Annotated in this window: 14 protein-coding genes; 2 read left to right on the top strand and 12 right to left on the bottom strand. The window is 64.1% G+C overall.

The annotated features are described in order from the left end of the window. The first annotated feature begins 318 nt into the window (after window positions 1–318). A complete protein-coding gene (locus GTK09_RS11220; RefSeq protein ID WP_163463243.1) occupies window positions 319–1,374 on the top strand; it encodes a hypothetical protein in 1,056 nt (351 codons plus the stop codon). A gap of 118 nt (window positions 1,375–1,492) precedes the next feature. Here GTK09_RS11220 and GTK09_RS11215 read toward each other — a convergent pair whose 3' ends face one another. Then, the gene (locus GTK09_RS11215; protein WP_163463266.1) at window positions 1,493–1,780 is read right to left on the bottom strand and encodes a type 2 periplasmic-binding domain-containing protein; all 288 of its coding nucleotides are present in this window, start codon (window positions 1,778–1,780) and stop codon (window positions 1,493–1,495) included. Window positions 1,781–1,798: 18 nt separating this feature from the next. Then, the gene (locus GTK09_RS11210; RefSeq protein WP_163463242.1) at window positions 1,799–3,199 is read right to left on the bottom strand and encodes an FAD-binding oxidoreductase; all 1,401 of its coding nucleotides are present in this window, start codon (window positions 3,197–3,199) and stop codon (window positions 1,799–1,801) included. Between the two features lie 80 nt (window positions 3,200–3,279). Here GTK09_RS11210 and GTK09_RS11205 point away from each other — a divergent pair, with 80 nt between their 5' ends. After that, window positions 3,280–4,200 (top strand): LysR family transcriptional regulator, encoded by a 921-nt coding sequence (locus tag GTK09_RS11205; RefSeq protein WP_163463241.1) that lies wholly within the window; start codon window positions 3,280–3,282, stop codon window positions 4,198–4,200. A 68-nt stretch (window positions 4,201–4,268) separates the two neighbouring features. Here the strand turns inward: GTK09_RS11205 and allE are convergent, their stop codons facing one another. The 10 genes from allE to GTK09_RS11155 all read right to left on the bottom strand — a co-directional run bounded on the left by allE (window position 4,269) and on the right by GTK09_RS11155 (window position 14,310). After that, window positions 4,269–5,012, bottom strand: a complete 744-nt coding sequence (gene allE / locus GTK09_RS11200) for a (S)-ureidoglycine aminohydrolase (protein WP_163463240.1) — start codon at window positions 5,010–5,012, stop codon at window positions 4,269–4,271. Between the two features lies 1 nt (window position 5,013). Continuing rightward, on the bottom strand, window positions 5,014–6,141 hold the full coding sequence (locus tag GTK09_RS11195; RefSeq protein ID WP_203560976.1) for a M20 family metallopeptidase: 1,128 nt from the start codon (window positions 6,139–6,141) through the stop codon (window positions 5,014–5,016). Window positions 6,142–6,144: 3 nt separating this feature from the next. After that, entirely contained in the window at window positions 6,145–7,083 is a 939-nt protein-coding gene (locus GTK09_RS11190) for a polysaccharide deacetylase family protein (RefSeq protein ID WP_163463239.1), read from the bottom strand. Window positions 7,084–7,087: 4 nt separating this feature from the next. Further along, a complete protein-coding gene (locus GTK09_RS11185) occupies window positions 7,088–7,990 on the bottom strand; it encodes a polysaccharide deacetylase family protein (RefSeq protein WP_163463238.1) in 903 nt (300 codons plus the stop codon). Between the two features lie 41 nt (window positions 7,991–8,031). Continuing rightward, window positions 8,032–8,739 (bottom strand): aspartate/glutamate racemase family protein, encoded by a 708-nt coding sequence (locus GTK09_RS11180; RefSeq protein ID WP_163463237.1) that lies wholly within the window; start codon window positions 8,737–8,739, stop codon window positions 8,032–8,034. Between the two features lie 37 nt (window positions 8,740–8,776). Then, on the bottom strand, window positions 8,777–9,589 hold the full coding sequence (locus GTK09_RS11175) for an ABC transporter permease (RefSeq protein ID WP_163463236.1): 813 nt from the start codon (window positions 9,587–9,589) through the stop codon (window positions 8,777–8,779). Continuing rightward, window positions 9,586–10,443: an ABC transporter permease gene (locus GTK09_RS11170; RefSeq protein ID WP_163463235.1), complete on the bottom strand. Its 858-nt coding sequence runs from the start codon at window positions 10,441–10,443 to the stop codon at window positions 9,586–9,588. Before GTK09_RS11170 ends, GTK09_RS11175 begins: the two co-directional genes overlap by 4 nt. Continuing rightward, window positions 10,440–11,507: an ABC transporter ATP-binding protein gene (locus GTK09_RS11165; RefSeq protein ID WP_163463234.1), complete on the bottom strand. Its 1,068-nt coding sequence runs from the start codon at window positions 11,505–11,507 to the stop codon at window positions 10,440–10,442. The genes GTK09_RS11170 and GTK09_RS11165 overlap by 4 nt, the downstream gene beginning before the upstream one ends. A gap of 3 nt (window positions 11,508–11,510) precedes the next feature. Next, on the bottom strand, window positions 11,511–12,542 hold the full coding sequence (locus GTK09_RS11160; RefSeq protein ID WP_163463233.1) for an ABC transporter substrate-binding protein: 1,032 nt from the start codon (window positions 12,540–12,542) through the stop codon (window positions 11,511–11,513). A gap of 112 nt (window positions 12,543–12,654) precedes the next feature. Then, a complete protein-coding gene (locus GTK09_RS11155; protein WP_163463232.1) occupies window positions 12,655–14,310 on the bottom strand; it encodes a thiamine pyrophosphate-binding protein in 1,656 nt (551 codons plus the stop codon). Window positions 14,311–14,552 lie beyond the last annotated feature (242 nt).

Raw genomic sequence — 14,552 nt, 5'->3', positions numbered from 1 at the left:
ACACTCAGGCGATGATGCGCAACCTTGGTGGCCGCATCACGCGGCCCTGCGGACTTCCTTGATGGTGACGGTCCCATGGTTCGGTCCTCCTTCCCAAAAATAGCATGGAAAGAAGATTAAGAGGACACGCTATTCGTGGCGCTGCGGAAGCGCGGAAACATGGTCGACTGCATTAGCCGTCGCTGACGAAACGAAGATCCCAACCTACCAAAATGGCGATTTCAAGCGCAGCCCTTCGCTGGGCCGGACGCTTGCGTGCGACCTATCGACGACTAAAGCTATCTGCTGACGAATCACGATGTTTTCGGGCAAGTGCATATGACAGACCGCTCTATCTCGCCCTCCCTTCAAGAGTTTGCTCAAAATCTCGTCCTGAAAGATCCAAATGTATTCATCTTGCGGGCAGATCTACGAAAACAGTACCCGAGCGTTACGCAATCTTTAGAAAGCAGCTTTATCGGGAAAAAGATCAGAAAAAATCTCCTTCTGCCTGACCTTTCTGCTTATGGAAACAAGGGAGTTGGAATATTTAGCGACTATGGAGGTGAGAGTACCGGAAAATTCAATTCTTATTCGTTTCTTGTATGTGCAATGGATGGCATTGGGTTCTTCGAAGAAAGAATGAAAGAAGTTCGAAATGATTTCGGATTAGGGCAGAAAGAGTATTCTTATAAAGACCTAAGAAATGATCGAATGAGGCGGTCTGTACCAGAGTATCTCTGTGCGCTTGACGGCGGCGTGAATGGACTTCTATGCAATGTTCTTGTCGAAAAGAAGATCCCAACTTTGTTCGGGCGACACAGAAAAACAGCGCAGAAGCGTATAGTTACGGAGTTAAATGAGTGCGGATTCGGAATATGGAAATCAAAGCCCGCCGAAAAGCTTGCGACCGTGGTGCATATTGCCGCCTATCTAACGGGGCTCTTGGCAGATGAAGGGCAAAATGTATTTTGGATGTCAGACCATGATGACATTTGCCCTAATCCAGAAAAGCACGCGTACGCTTTGAACTTATTCAACACTGTTGTGCGCAGTTACAAACGAGAAGGCTTCCAATTCGGCCGGATTGGTGGCGCCACCCCTTTTAAAGAGCGATCTGTTTTGATGTTGGATTTGCTCAGTGCGGCCGATTTGGCGGCAGGTTCTGTCGAACAATACTTCTCTCTGAAAGAAGAATTAGGAAATGTTGATTTTGGCGTGAAAGGCGGATCAGATGACGTTTTACGATGGTTTGCGCATGACGGGGTAGGACTGAAAAAAGCGACGATTGTGATACGCCAATCTTCAGAAGGCTTTGTCACAGACAACACGGTCGAGTTTCGCCTTCTCGATCCGCCAAAGAAGGCGCCGCTAGTTGTGCCCTTGAGGGTGTGATCGAGCTCACTGTCTCACCATTCCTGGACCGCCGGCGTCAGCTTCCGCGTCGGCGCTTTCTGGCGCCGACCGGGCCCCGCAATGGGCGGGCGACGGCAGGCCGCTTTCACCGCGACGTTCAACGCCTGTAGTACGCAGCCCGCAGCTCGTCGTAATAGTGCGATCCCGACGCCTTCAGGGCATCCCAGGCGCTGGAATAGGCCTTGTCGAGATATTTCTCGGCGGCCTTGCCCTCGAGCTTGATGACCTTCATTCCTTTTTCCGCGAGCTGCTTGCGCGCCGTCTCGATCTGCGGCTGAAGGGCCTCGGTCGACATCTTTTCATAGTCGATGGCGCCTTGCTCCAGAATGTCGCGGGATTCCTGGCTGAGAGTTGCCCATCTTTTGGAATTGACGATGACCTTCAGGTCCGTCTGGTAGAACTCCTATCCCGCGCTATCGGCCGCGACCCCGGGGTAAATGCCCGGATTCAGCAGTCCGGCCGGATCGAGCGCCTGCTTGAGAATACTCATCAGGGCGATCTCCTCCGCCGACCGGCTGCAATGAAGCCAGTCGCGCTTCAGCCGCCCGATGCCGTGCTCGGCCGTGATCGCTCCACCCCATTCGGCAACGAGGCCGTAGATCGCGCCTTCGATCGCATGGACCACCGCCGCGCGCCCGTCATGGGCGACGAGAAGATGGACGTTGCCGTCGCCCACATGGCCGACTTTCAGGACCTGGCCCGCCCCCTCGAGGCCCGCGAGACGGTCGTCGCAGGCTTTGCAGAAATCGCCGAGATGCGAGGAGGCGACGCCGAGATCGAAATTGATATGGGATCCGAGCGCATCGTCGACCTCCCCAACCGCCTCGCGCACCGCCCAGAGCGAACGGCCCTCGGCGAGGGACTGCGCAAGAATGCCGTCCTCGACGAGACCCTCTTCGCTCAGCGCCGCGAACCAGGTCTCGATCTCCGCCGCCGTCGACGCTCCGCCGACAATCTCGGCCAGCACGTAGAACCCGTGCGTTCCCGAAATCGGCCGCCGTACCAGCCCGGCCTTGCCGCATACGAACTCCCAGTAATCCGGCCACATGCCCTCGAAGGCGGTCAGCCGATCGCCGAACAGCTTCCGGGCGCGCGCCAGGCAGGCGATCGCCGCCGGGAAATCGGGGATCGCAAGGAGCACCACCCTTGCCTCGCCGGGATGCGGCTTCAGCTGCAGAACCGCCTTGGTGATGATCCCCAACGCGCCTTCCGCCCCGATGAAGAGCTGCTTGAGATCGAGGCCCGAATTGTCCTTCACCAGCTTGCCGAGGCGGCTGATGATCCGCCCGTCGGCGAGAACGACCTCCAGTCCGAGCACGTTCTGCCGCGTCATCCCGTAGCGCAGCACGCGAATGCCGCCGGCGTTGGTGGCGATGATTCCGCCGACCGTGGCGGAGCCGCGCGCGCCGATATCGACCGGAAAGTCGAGACCCTTGTCGCGCGCCGCCTCCTGAACCCGTTCGAGCGGGGTCCCCGCCCAGACCGTCATCGCCATCGCGTCCGCGTCGGTCTCGATGACGCCCTGCATGCGCTCGGTGGAGATGACCACGGCCCGGCCGGTGACGCAGGCGCCGCCCGACAGCCCCGTTCGCCCGCCTTGCGGGATCATGGCGATCCGCGCACGCGCGCAAAGCGCCATCGCCCCCGCCAGTCGCTCCGTCGTCGCGGGCCGCAGCACGGCGAGCGGAAGATCGCCGATCAAGCCGGAACCGTCGGAGGCGTAACGCGAGCGATCGGCTTCATCGAGAAGCAGTTCGCCGCCCTCAAGGATGTCCGAGAGAGCGGTGAGGCAGTCGTCGTTCATCGCCAAGTCATCCTTTCCCGGCGCACGAAACACCGGCTATCGTGCGGATCTTCATCCCCGTTCTCCCCGGATACCCTTCCATGACCAGCAGCTCCGTTCTCTCGCGCCTGTCCAAGCTTCAGCATTTCGTCGAGGTCGCGCAGCAGGGCTCGTTCCGGGCCGCGGCCGACAAGCTCAATGTCGCGCCGTCCGCGGTCAGCAAGCAGATCAAGAATCTGGAGGATCATTTCGGGGTCGAACTCTTCCGGCGCGATCGCGGGCGCGGCGGTCTGGAACTGACCGAGGCCGGCAGCATCCTCCTGTACCGCAGCGCCTCGATCATCAACGAGTTGTCGATCGTGCGCGAGGAACTCAACGAGCTTCTCGGCCTGAAGCGGGGACATCTGCGCGTCGGCGTCAACGAGGTGGTCGCCTCCGACCTCCTGCCGGGCATCCTCCACAACATGCACCGTAACTTCCCGGCGCTCGAATATACGATCATCGTCGAGAACACGCCCGAAATCCTCAAGCGGCTTCATGACGGCGACGTCGATATCGGTCTCGGCTACAATTTCGCGGCAGCGCCCGAGATCGAGGTTCTGGCGACGCTCCATCGCCGGACCTTTCTGATCACCTCGCAAAACCACGCCCTGGCCCCGCGACGCAAGGTGCGGCTGGAGGAGATCGCCGGCGAGAAGTTCATCTTTCCCGACTCGTCCGTCGCGCTCCACCAGATGCTGCAGGACGCGCTGATCCGCTCGGGCGTCGAGGTGCGAACGATCATGCACACCAACTCGTTCAGCCTGCTGCGGCAGATGGTTCAGGACGGGCTCGGGGTCAGCATGGTGATCGGCCGCTTCCTGCAGAGCAAGCGCGAGCAGCTCGCTTTCATCGAGGTCGAAAATCTCGGCATCGAGAGAAAACCGCTGTCCTGCTGCCGGGTCGCCGGTCGCGCGCCCACCAGTTCGTCGGTCGCCTTCGCGGCCTCCGTCAAGGCGCTCTTCGCCCAGTATGGCGGTTGACGCGCGATCCGAGCGCGGTGACGAGCCCACGCGCTGGCGACCCGCCGCCCGATGCGACGGGCGCTGCGTCATCGCGGCGAGAGAGGCGATCGATTGTAGTTCTTGTAGATCAGATAGCGCGAGGGCTCGCGTCCGAGCGCACCGAACCATTGCGGCACATGCGGCCCCATCCAGATCGCGTCGCCTTCGGTGACCGGCATCCAATCCTCGTCGAGGCGATAGATGCCGCCGCCGTCGAGGAAGAGGAGCCCGTGCTCCATGAAATGCACCTCGACATAGGCGAGAGAGGCGCCCGGATCGAACGTCATGACGTTGAATTCACAATCGAACCCCGGATCGACCGGCAACATCTTCTGGACACGAAGCCGATCGTCGCCGCGCAGGGGCTGGCCCGCGATATCGCCGAGCCGGCCCGAGAGCGGGCCCGGAACCTCGTCCTGCGCCACGAAGCGCCATTCGAACAGCACCAGCCGCGCGTTCTTCGACAAAGCGATCTCTCGCTTATCGTCCGGGGGACAGAAGGCGAAGCCCTCCGCCGGGATCCGGACACCGTCGAGCGCGACATCGCCTTCGAGACAGAACAGGAAACGGGCGATCCCGGCCATGGCGGCCGGCGCCGTCAGGCTGCCTTGCGCCTCGACGAGGGACATGGCGAATTTCGCGCCGAGGTCCGGCGAGATCAGCGTCACGAACTCGCAATCGCTCCAACCCGGTTGCGTGATCCGTTCGTGGCTTTCCGGGGTCAAAAGCGCGTGGCGCGCCTTCACCACCGAGCGCGTGCCGCCGAATTCCGGGCGAAGTCGAGGGGGCATGTCAGTCTCCGGACGGGCGCGTGCCCGCGAAATGATGGATCAGTTTCCGCAACAGCGCTTCCCGCCGCGCCAGCGGTTCGATCAGGATATGTTCGTTCGGCGAGTGCCAGTCATTGCCGATCGCCCCCAACCCGTCGAGGGTGGGCACGCCGGCGGCCGAGGTGAAATTGCCGTCGCTGCCGCCGCCGGAACTGGTCTCGGCCAGCGCGTAGCCGAGACCGTCGTTGAAGGCGTGGGCCGTCTTGAACATCGACAGCGTCGCCTCGGTCCGCCCAAGGCCGGGCTTTTCGATCTCGCCCGACACCTCGATCCGCGTCTCGCGGTCCTCGGAGGCCATGGCGCGGAGCGTGGCGTCGATGGCGGCGCCGAGCTCGTCCTTCGCAAATCGTATATCGACATCGCATGCGGCGTGGCCGGCGACGACGTTGGGCTCCGTGCCGCCGCGAATGCGCCCTACATTGACTGTCGTTCCGGCCGACAGATCGGTCAGCGCGTCGAGCCGCAGGATCGCCCGGGCAAGCTCGGAAATCGCGCTGCGGCCGTTTGCGAAGGCCGAGCCGGCATGGGCCTCAGTCCCGAAGATGTCGAGCGTATATTTCGCCCGGCCCTTGCGAAAGGTGATGACTTCGTCTGCGCGCGCGGGCTCGGGGATGAGGGCGGCGCCGTGCTTCTTCGCCTCGGCTTGTATGAGCGCGCGGGAGGTCGGCGAGCCGATCTCCTCGTCGCTGTTGTAGATCAGCGTGACCGGGCCGGGCAGGGGAGTGCCCGAGGCGAGGAGATTGCGAACCGCCGAGAAGGCCAGGTAGCCGCCGCCCTTCATGTCGGCGATGCCCGGGCCGTATTGTCTGTCGCCGTCCCTGCGGATCGCGACAGCGCCCGGCGGGCAGACGGTGTCGATATGGCTGGTGATGAGAACGCCCGGCCCGTTTGCCCCGGCAAAGCGCGCGATCAGGTGATCGCCCATCCCGTCGCGGCCCGGCACCCGTTCGAGCGCGGCCCCCAGCGGTTCGAGATCGGCGGCGATCAGGTCGATAAGGGTGCCGATGGTTTCGGTCGCCCCGGTCGGCGTGTCGATCGCCACCCAGCGCATCAGCCCGGTGAGAATGTCTTCGCTGTTCGTCAGGTCCATGGGTCAGCTCAGGCTGTCGTCGTAATCGCGCCAGATCGATGCGGCGGGCTGCAGATGCGTCTCGGTCGGGCTGGTCGCCTGCCAGTGGGCGGCGAGGTCCGACGCGCTCGCGGCCCAGACGCCCGGATAGGACATGGCCTCTTCCAGGAAGCTTGCGAGATCGTCGAAGCGATGCTGCCAGCCCGAGCGGGCCGGGGAGACCGTGATGTTGAAATATCGGCCGCGCCGATACTGCGCGAGAAACTGGGCGCGCCAGTTGCGCTTCAACGCAGCCGGCCGCTCCAGCCCCGTGCCCTCATGGGGAAACATCAGGAAGAACGTGTCGTCGAAATGATAGTAATAGGGCAGGGTGAGGAGGCTCTCGCGCTTGGAGAAGTCGCTGATCCAGTAATAGGGCGCGTCGTCGGCGAGGCCGTTGCCGAAATAGCCATAGCCCCGCTCGCGAAGCAGGCCGATCGTCGCATCCGTCACGGTGCCGGTCGCAAAGCGGTCGTCGCCGCGGGGCAGGGCGTACCAGCCCTTGGGAGCCGCTCCCGTCGCACGCTTCAGGATCTCGCCTGCGCGGTCCATATGGTCGGCTTCCTGCCCGGGATCCAGGAGGTTGGGATCCTCGCCGAGAAGGCCCTGCGCCGCGATCTCGTGGCCGGCTGTCAGGATCGCCTCCACCTGCCGGCCATAGGCTTCTGCGACGAGGGCCGGGACGGCGAAGGTCGCCTTGATCCCCAGGCGCTCGAAGAGACCCAAAAAGGCCTCCAGCCCTTCCTGCACGCCGAAATGCCAGGTCGGATAGGCAAGGTCCTCGGCGGTGATGCCGCAGGCCTTGGCCGCCGGGTTGAGATTCACCGTCAGCCCCAGCGCCATATGGCGGCCCTGCGGCCAGGTCACGGCGCCGTCGCGGACGCCGATCTCATCGCTGGTCGTGTAATTGTCCTTCCAGGGCATCGGCCTACTCCTCCCCGCCGCGATAGGGATGGTGGGTGAAGATATGCTCGGCCAGCGCGCCGCAGGTCGGGAACCAGACGCCAGGCAGGGTGCGCATGCGCTTGATCAGCCGTTCGATCATGTCGACGCGCATCGCGTGGCCCGAGACGAAGGGGTGCAGCAGGAAGTTCAAATAGCCGCCGCGCTTGTACTGGTGCTCGAAGGCCGCCCACCAGATGTCGAAGATCTCGTCGACATCGAGAATGCGCTGCGCCGCGTTCGGCGTCGCGAGCCAGCCGAAGCTGAAATACATCGCGTCGTCGAGCGCATAGTGGAAGGGAAGTTGGAGCATCGGATTTCCGCCCTCGGCGTCAAGCTCGTAGAAGGGCATGGTCCGGGCCGAGGTGAAGGAGTTGTAGACGACGCCCTTCTGCCGAAGCAGCGCCGGCGTGTGGCTCGACCGCGTGCCGGTGATCGGCCTCCCCGCGACCGTTTCGAGCGCTGCGAGCGCCCGTGTCAGATGGGCGTCCTCGATAGCAGGGTCCTTGGGAACCTCGTGCTCCCACATGTGGTCCGCCAGCTCGTGCCCGGCCGCGACCGCATGTTGAAGAACTTGCGGGTAGAGCTCGCAGATCCGCCCCGGCGTGAAGAGCGTGACATCGACGTCGTTCGCCTCGAACATTGCAAGGATCCGCCAGATGCCGACGCGGCCGCCGAACTCGCCCTTGGCCTTCTGGCCCCACGGCTCGTTCAGCATCCGCCGCAGGAGCATCGCGTCGAAGTCGAGGGTGAAGTTGACGGCGATCCGCACCCCTGCCGGATAGGCGAAGTCGGTGATCGGCACCCGCCGCCGTTCCTGAAACCGAGCGGCGGCCAAAAGCGTCTCGTAGGTCTTGCTGTCGGCCGATACCGGATGTCGTTCGGTCATCCTCACCCTTCCCGTTTCATATGATGTCGCGTGGCCGGGCCTTAGGCCCCGAGGGAAGCGGGCCGCGCGTGTACCGCTGCCTCGGCGGCCCTGAGGCCGGAAAACACCGGGTTGACGATCGGCACGCCGAGCGCTTCGCGGAGCCGTTCCGGCAGGCCGGGCGCAAAGGACATTGCCAGGCAGCCCAGGACCAGGACGTCCGCACCCTGCGCGAGACACAGCCGAGCCTGGTCGAGGATGCCGGCAATGTGGCGTTCGGGATCGGCGACGAGTTCGGCGACCGGGCATCCGACGAGGGCTTCCGAGACGAACATCGCCTCGAGCCCGATGCCGCGAATGCGCCGTCGAAGGCCTGGCGGTGTCGGGTCCGACGACAGGACCGAGAAGCGTTCGCCGAGCAGCACCGCGGCAAGCATCGCCGCTTCGCCGGGGCCGATGATCGGCAGCCCCGAGACCTCCGACAGGGCCTCGACGCCCGGGTCGCTGAAACAGCCGATGACGACCGCGTCGAAACCCTCGTCGCGCCAGCGGAGGGCTGCCTCGGACAGGCTCGGAAATACTCTGGCGATGTCCGCCGCCGACTCCACGGCGGCGGGGCCGGCTTCGGGCGAAGCGATGGCAACCTCGGCACCGGGCGACCAGCGCCTGAGAATGTCCTGCCGGCGCGCCACTTCCGCCTCGCCGGCGCTGCGGTGCAGCGGGCTCACCAACTGATAGAGCAGCCGAGGCCTATTAAGCGTCTCGGCCATCAGCGTGCCAGGTCTCGCGTCATAAGCGTGCCCACCTTCAGAAAGCGCGTTGCAGGCCGACGAGCCTCTGCACCAGAGCAACGCCGATCACGGACAGGACGATTGAGATCGTCGCGGCCGCCGCAGCCGTGGGCTTGAACTCGTAGGTCAGGAAGTCGAAGAGCGCGAGCGGCAACGTGTTGCCGCCCAGCGGCTTCAGGAGAAGCGAGATCGTGTAGAGATCGAAGCTGTTGATGAAGGCGAAGATCGCGCCCATCACCACGCCCGGCATGATCAGAGGCAGGGTCACCATCCGGAAGGTCTGCCAGTGGGTCGCGCCGAGGCTCGCCGAAGCCTCGTCCAGCGAGGAGGGGACCTGACGCAGGGCGGCGGTGATCGAGACATAGGCATAGGGGAACGACATCAGGATGTGGCCCATCTGAAGCCCGAGCACCGTCTTGCCGAGCCCGATCTTGAACAGGAAGAACAGGAGCCCGACGGCCGTCAGCAATTCTGGAACGAGAAGCGGCAGCGTCATTGCGAGCTGAAACCAGCCTCCCTTCCGGCCGGACAGCGCCTGCCCGCAAAGCGCCGCCATGGTCGCGACGATCGTCGTCACGATCGCGGTGATCGCGCCGACGCGGAGGGAGAGGAGAAGGCCGTCGACGAGATCCCGGCGCCCGAAGAATTCGCGATACCATTGCAGCGAAAAGCCGCGCGGCGGAAACTCGATCATCAGACCCGCCGTGAACGAGGCGCCGACGATGGTCACCAGTGGCACCAGGAGGAAGACGTAGAGAAGGACGATCAACAGGGCGAAGCCGAGCCCGACAGGCCGCTGTTGGACGAACATCGTGGAGGCGCCGCTCATGCCCGAGCCCTTTCCATCAGCCGCCATGTCAGCATGGTGAAGAGCCCGACCACGAGGATCGTCGAGAGCGAGAGCATGATCGCGAGCGCCGAGCCGAGCGGCCAGCGGAACGTGCCGGTGAGTTCGGCGATGATCATGGTCGGCATGTAGGTGACCATCTGGCCGCCGAGCAGCGCCGGCGTCACATAGGCTGCGACCGCCAGCACGTAGACGAGGATCAGGCCCGGCTGGATGCCAGGAAAGCTCAAGGGCAGGATGATGTCGCGGAAGACCCGGTAGCGGCTCGCGCCCATCGAAACGGAGGCCTCGACGAGATTGTCGGGAATGTTGCGCAGCGCATTGTTGATCGGCAGCACCATGAAGGGCACGAAGACATGCACCAGCGCGACGATGACCAGGCCTTGGGTGAACAGGAGCCGGAGGGGCTGCGAGATGATGCCGAGGCCGATCAGGGTCTCGTTCAGCGGACCGTTCAGCGCGGTGACGATCATCCAGCCGAAGTTGCGGACGAGGACACCGGTCATCAGCGGCGAGGCGATCAGGGCGTACAGCAGGGCGGCTTTCAATCCGCTCGCCTTCGACAGATGCCAGGCGATCGGATAGCTGACGATCAGGCATAAAAGCGCGACGCTGCCCGCCGTCAGAAGGGAGCGTGCGAGAATGCCCCAGTAGAAGCTGTCTCCGAAAACCCGCGTGTAGTGCATCAGCGTATAGTCGTCGCCGAACGGCTCGACGGTGCCGGGTACGCGGAAGCTCATCTCCACCATGTTGGTGATCGGCAGGATCATGAACACGAAGATCAGAACGACCGCCGGAGCACCGAGCAACAGTCTAAGATGCCTCGCTTTGATCATTTCGTCCCCTCCGGCATGAGCCAGGCGTGGGAACGATCGACGACGATGCCGACCTCGTCACCGATGCGAACGGGGGCATTCGGCGCGGTCGTGAGCTTCAGGACGCCGCCGTCGGCCAGCGCGATCTCACAATGCTGCGAGGCGCCGAGGAACGCGGATTTGACGATCCGGCCGCGAAAGGTCACGTCCTCGCCCAAGGTCGCGAGCTGGAGCGATTCCGGGCGCAGCAGAAGTTCGGCCGCCTCACCCGGTTCGAGCGAGGGGACGCAGTCGACGTCGAGTTCGGCACCGCCGACCGAGATCCGCATGCGGCCCTCGCCGCAAGCTTCCAACGAACGGCAGGACAGGAAGTTGGCTTCGCCGGTGAAGTCCGCGACATAGCGTTCGACGGGCTTCTGGTAGATTTCGCGGGGCGTCGCGAACTGCGCGACGCGCCCTTTCTTCATCACCGCGACCATGTCCGAAATCGCCATCGCCTCGGACTGGTCGTGGGTGACGTAAAAGGCGGTGATGCCCGATTGCTGCTGGAGATCGCGGATCAGCCAGCGGACCTCGTCGCGCAGCCGCGCGTCGAGATTGGCGAGCGGCTCGTCCAGGAGGAGGAGCTTGGGCTTCAGGACCAGGGCGCGGGCGAGCGCCACGCGTTGCTGCTGCCCCCCGGAAATCTCGCGAGGCATGCGATGTTCGAGTCCCGTCAGCTTGACGAGGCTCATGACGTCGTGGACCCGTGTCGTGATCTCGCTGCCGCTGCATTTGCGAAGTCTGAGACCGTAGCCGATATTCTCGGCCACGGTCATATGCGGAAACAGCGCGTAGTTTTGGAAAACGACGCCGAAGCCGCGCCGGTTGGAGGGCGTTGCGAGAATGCTCTGCCCGTCCACCGCCATCTCGCCCCCGTCGGGTTCGAGAAATCCGGCGAGACATCTGAGTGTCGTGCTCTTGCCGCAGCCGGAGGGGCCGAGAAGCGTCACGAGCTCGCCCGACCGCGCCGCGATCGACACACCGTCGAGCGCGACGAAGTCGTCGTAGCGTTTGCACAGGTTTTTGACGTCGACGGTCGCCATCGATCAGATCGTGCGCTCCCAAAGGTCGTTCAGGTCGGGAATGATCGCCAGGGTCTCGTCCCAGTCGAAGCGGATCGCCTTGGAGACGACGTCGGCCTGCAGCGGCCATTTCTGCAGCTCTTCTGGAAGTTCGACCGTCTTGTTGGTCGGTGCGATCAGCCAGTTTTCGGCCATCCAGAGCTGGGTCTCGGGGCTCAGGACGAAGTTCACATAGTCTTCGCCGAGCTTCTTGTCGGGGTGGTTCTTGAAGACGGAGAAGGAGTGATCGAACACCATCATGCCTTCTTCCGGAACCACGAAGTCGATCGGAACGCCCTGTTCCTGCATGGACTTCACCTCGCCGACGTCGATCGGCGCGACGGCGATCTGGCCTTGCGTGAGGAGCGGCGTGAGCTGGGCCGAGTAACCGATCTGCGGGAAGGGCGCGAGTTCCTTGAACTTGGCGATGGCGGTCTCGATGTCGTCACGGCCCGAGCCGAAATGTTCGCCCGCCCAAAGCGCCATCATGGTCGCGGCCGAGTTCGTGATCTTGTAAAGGCCGAGCTGGCCCTTGAAGCGCTCATCCCACAAATCGGCCCAGCCCTTGGGCGGGCTCTTGACCAGATCGGTCCGGTAGGCAAGCACCAGCGGCGCGAGCATGCCGGTGACGGCCGTCTTGCCCTTCAGGATCGCGGGCTCGATCAGGTCGGCCATGTTCGGCACCTTTTCGGGCGTCAGCTCCTCGAAGTAGCCGTCGTTGCGGATCATCGCCGTGTATTTCTCGTTGAGCATCACGGCAGGGAAGGGGGGATTGTCGACGCCGGCGGCCCGGAAGTTCGAAATCCACGACATGCCGAGACCGATGTCGAGATCGAAGGGCTTGCCGGTCTGCTCGGCGAAACGCGGCATGACGTGCTGGCGCCAGTCGTTCTCCCAGCGCCCGCCGAACATGTTGACGATGAACCTGTCGGACTGGGCGAAGGCGGGCGAGCGCATCATGCCGAGGGCTGCCGCGCCTGCGGACATTTGTAGGAACATGCGACGTGTGGAATTCATGAGTCACTCCTGTGGGTGGGGAGGGGGAGAGGTCTCGAGATGGGCCTTTGCCGAACCGAGGCAGGAGACCATGCCCCCTGCGCAGGACGGAAGCCGGGGCAGATCGCGGTGCTCACATGTCGATCATGGTGGGATCGAGGCGAAGGTCGATGAGGGTGGGGCCGCCCGGCGCCCCCGGCGCCGACAGCGCCCGGCAGGCCGTGTTCAGGCTTTCCGGTCCGTCGACGCGCAGCGCCCTGATCCCCATTGCGGAGGCGATGGCCGCAAAATCCGGCGGGGCGATGATCGACAGGGCGGGGTCCATGCCGCGCTGGGTGAACTGGACATGCTCCGCTCCGTAACTGCCGTCGTTGCAGACGAGGACGAGGAGATTCATGCGCTCGCGAAGGGCGGTGCCGAGTTCGGACAGCCCCGACAGGAGAAAGCCGCCGTCGCCGGCGATCAGGACGGTGAGCCGGTCCGGATCGACGGCGGCGGCGCCGATCGCCTCGCCGAGCCCGCAGCCGATCGCACCGAAATGGCACGTATAGACGAGGTCGCGCGGCGTGGTGACGGGGACGTGGCGCCAGGCGGTGGTGACGAAGCGGCCGAGATCGGCGACGACGGCCCGCTCTTTCGGCAGCGCGGCGTTCAGCGCCTTGAGGGCGGGCACGAAATCGACCGTTCCCGGCGCCGTCCTCGCCACCGGCACCAGGGTCTCGCGCCCGACGAGCTCAGCCGCCAATCGCTCCCGCAGGTCGGCATCCGCAGCGCCCGAGCCGGCGATTTCCGCCATGTCGAGAAGGTCGATCATGGCCCGGGCCGTTCCCGCCATGTCGCCGATCAGCCTCAGGCCCGGCTCGGTGAGGCGTGGGGTCTCGGCGGCGTCCGGGAGCACCTGGATCACACGCTTGCCGCGCGTCAAGGCGCCGTCGTCGGTGGTGTGCTTGCTGAGGCTGGCGCCGAAGGCCACGATGCAGTCCGAAGCCATGATCGCGTCCACCGCGACCGGATGGCTGAGGCTGCCGAAAATGCCGAGATCGAAGGGCTCGCCGGTGAAAAGACCTTGTGCCTTCAGGGTCGTCGCGAGCGGCGCCTCGATGCGGGCCGCAAGCGCGAGGAGGGCAGCTTTCGCGTCGCTCCCGATTGCCGCGCGCCCGGCAAGGATCAGCGGCCGCCGCGCCGAGGCGATCATGCCGACGGCGTCTTCCAGCGCAGCGCCCCGTGCCGGGCCGACCGGAACCTCGGGCAGGACCGGCTGGAGCGCATGGTCGCTCGCCTCCGCCCATTGCAGGTCGACCCGCATGTTGAAGACGATCGGGCGCCGCTCATGGGCGGCGAGACGGAAGGCGCGTTCGAGATCGGCCAGAGCCGTTTGCGGCCCGCGCATCTCGACGAAGCCGGCGCCGGCGGCGGCGACGACCGGGCGCTGGTCGATCTTCTGAAGATGCTGAAGGTCTCCCGGCGCGGTATCGCCGCAAAGGAGTACCATCGGGATGCCGCCTTTGACGCCTTCGGCGAGGGCGGTCATCGTGTTGGTGAGCGCCGGGCCGTGGGTGACGGTCGCGACACCGACGCGCCCGGTCGTCTGGGCGAAACCGAGGGCGGCGAGAACCGCGTTCGCCTCATGGGTGCAGGCGATGTAGCGCCCGGTGCCGTTCGAGACGAAAGCATCGACCATGAAGAGGTTGGCATCGCCGACGAGGCCGAACAGATGGGACGTTCCGAGTCTCGTCAGACTTTCGGCCAAAAGCCGATGAACCGTCCTCACAACGTGCACATGCTGCATGTTTCCGAAAAAGCCCCGAGCCAGAAAAGCGACGATCGAGAGGCAGGTTAACAGGTTTTATCATGACAAAAAGTGCATAATTTTCACCAGAAAAGTTCTTAAAAGGGAACATACTTTCGTGCCTTCGCGTGCCTTGGCTGACGTTGATGACACTTGAAGTCCGGCGTCAAATCGGCGTTTCGCGGCCCGATCTGGCTTGCCAAGCGCTCTCCTCGGCTGCCGCCGAAGGGCGGAGCCGGGCC

The sequence above is a fragment of the Jiella pacifica genome, from assembly GCF_010500815.1.
Classification (GTDB): Bacteria; Pseudomonadota; Alphaproteobacteria; order Rhizobiales; family Rhizobiaceae; genus Jiella; species Jiella pacifica.
Note: the sequence above shows the minus strand (reverse complement) of the source record. Positions and strands in the feature narration are given on the sequence as shown.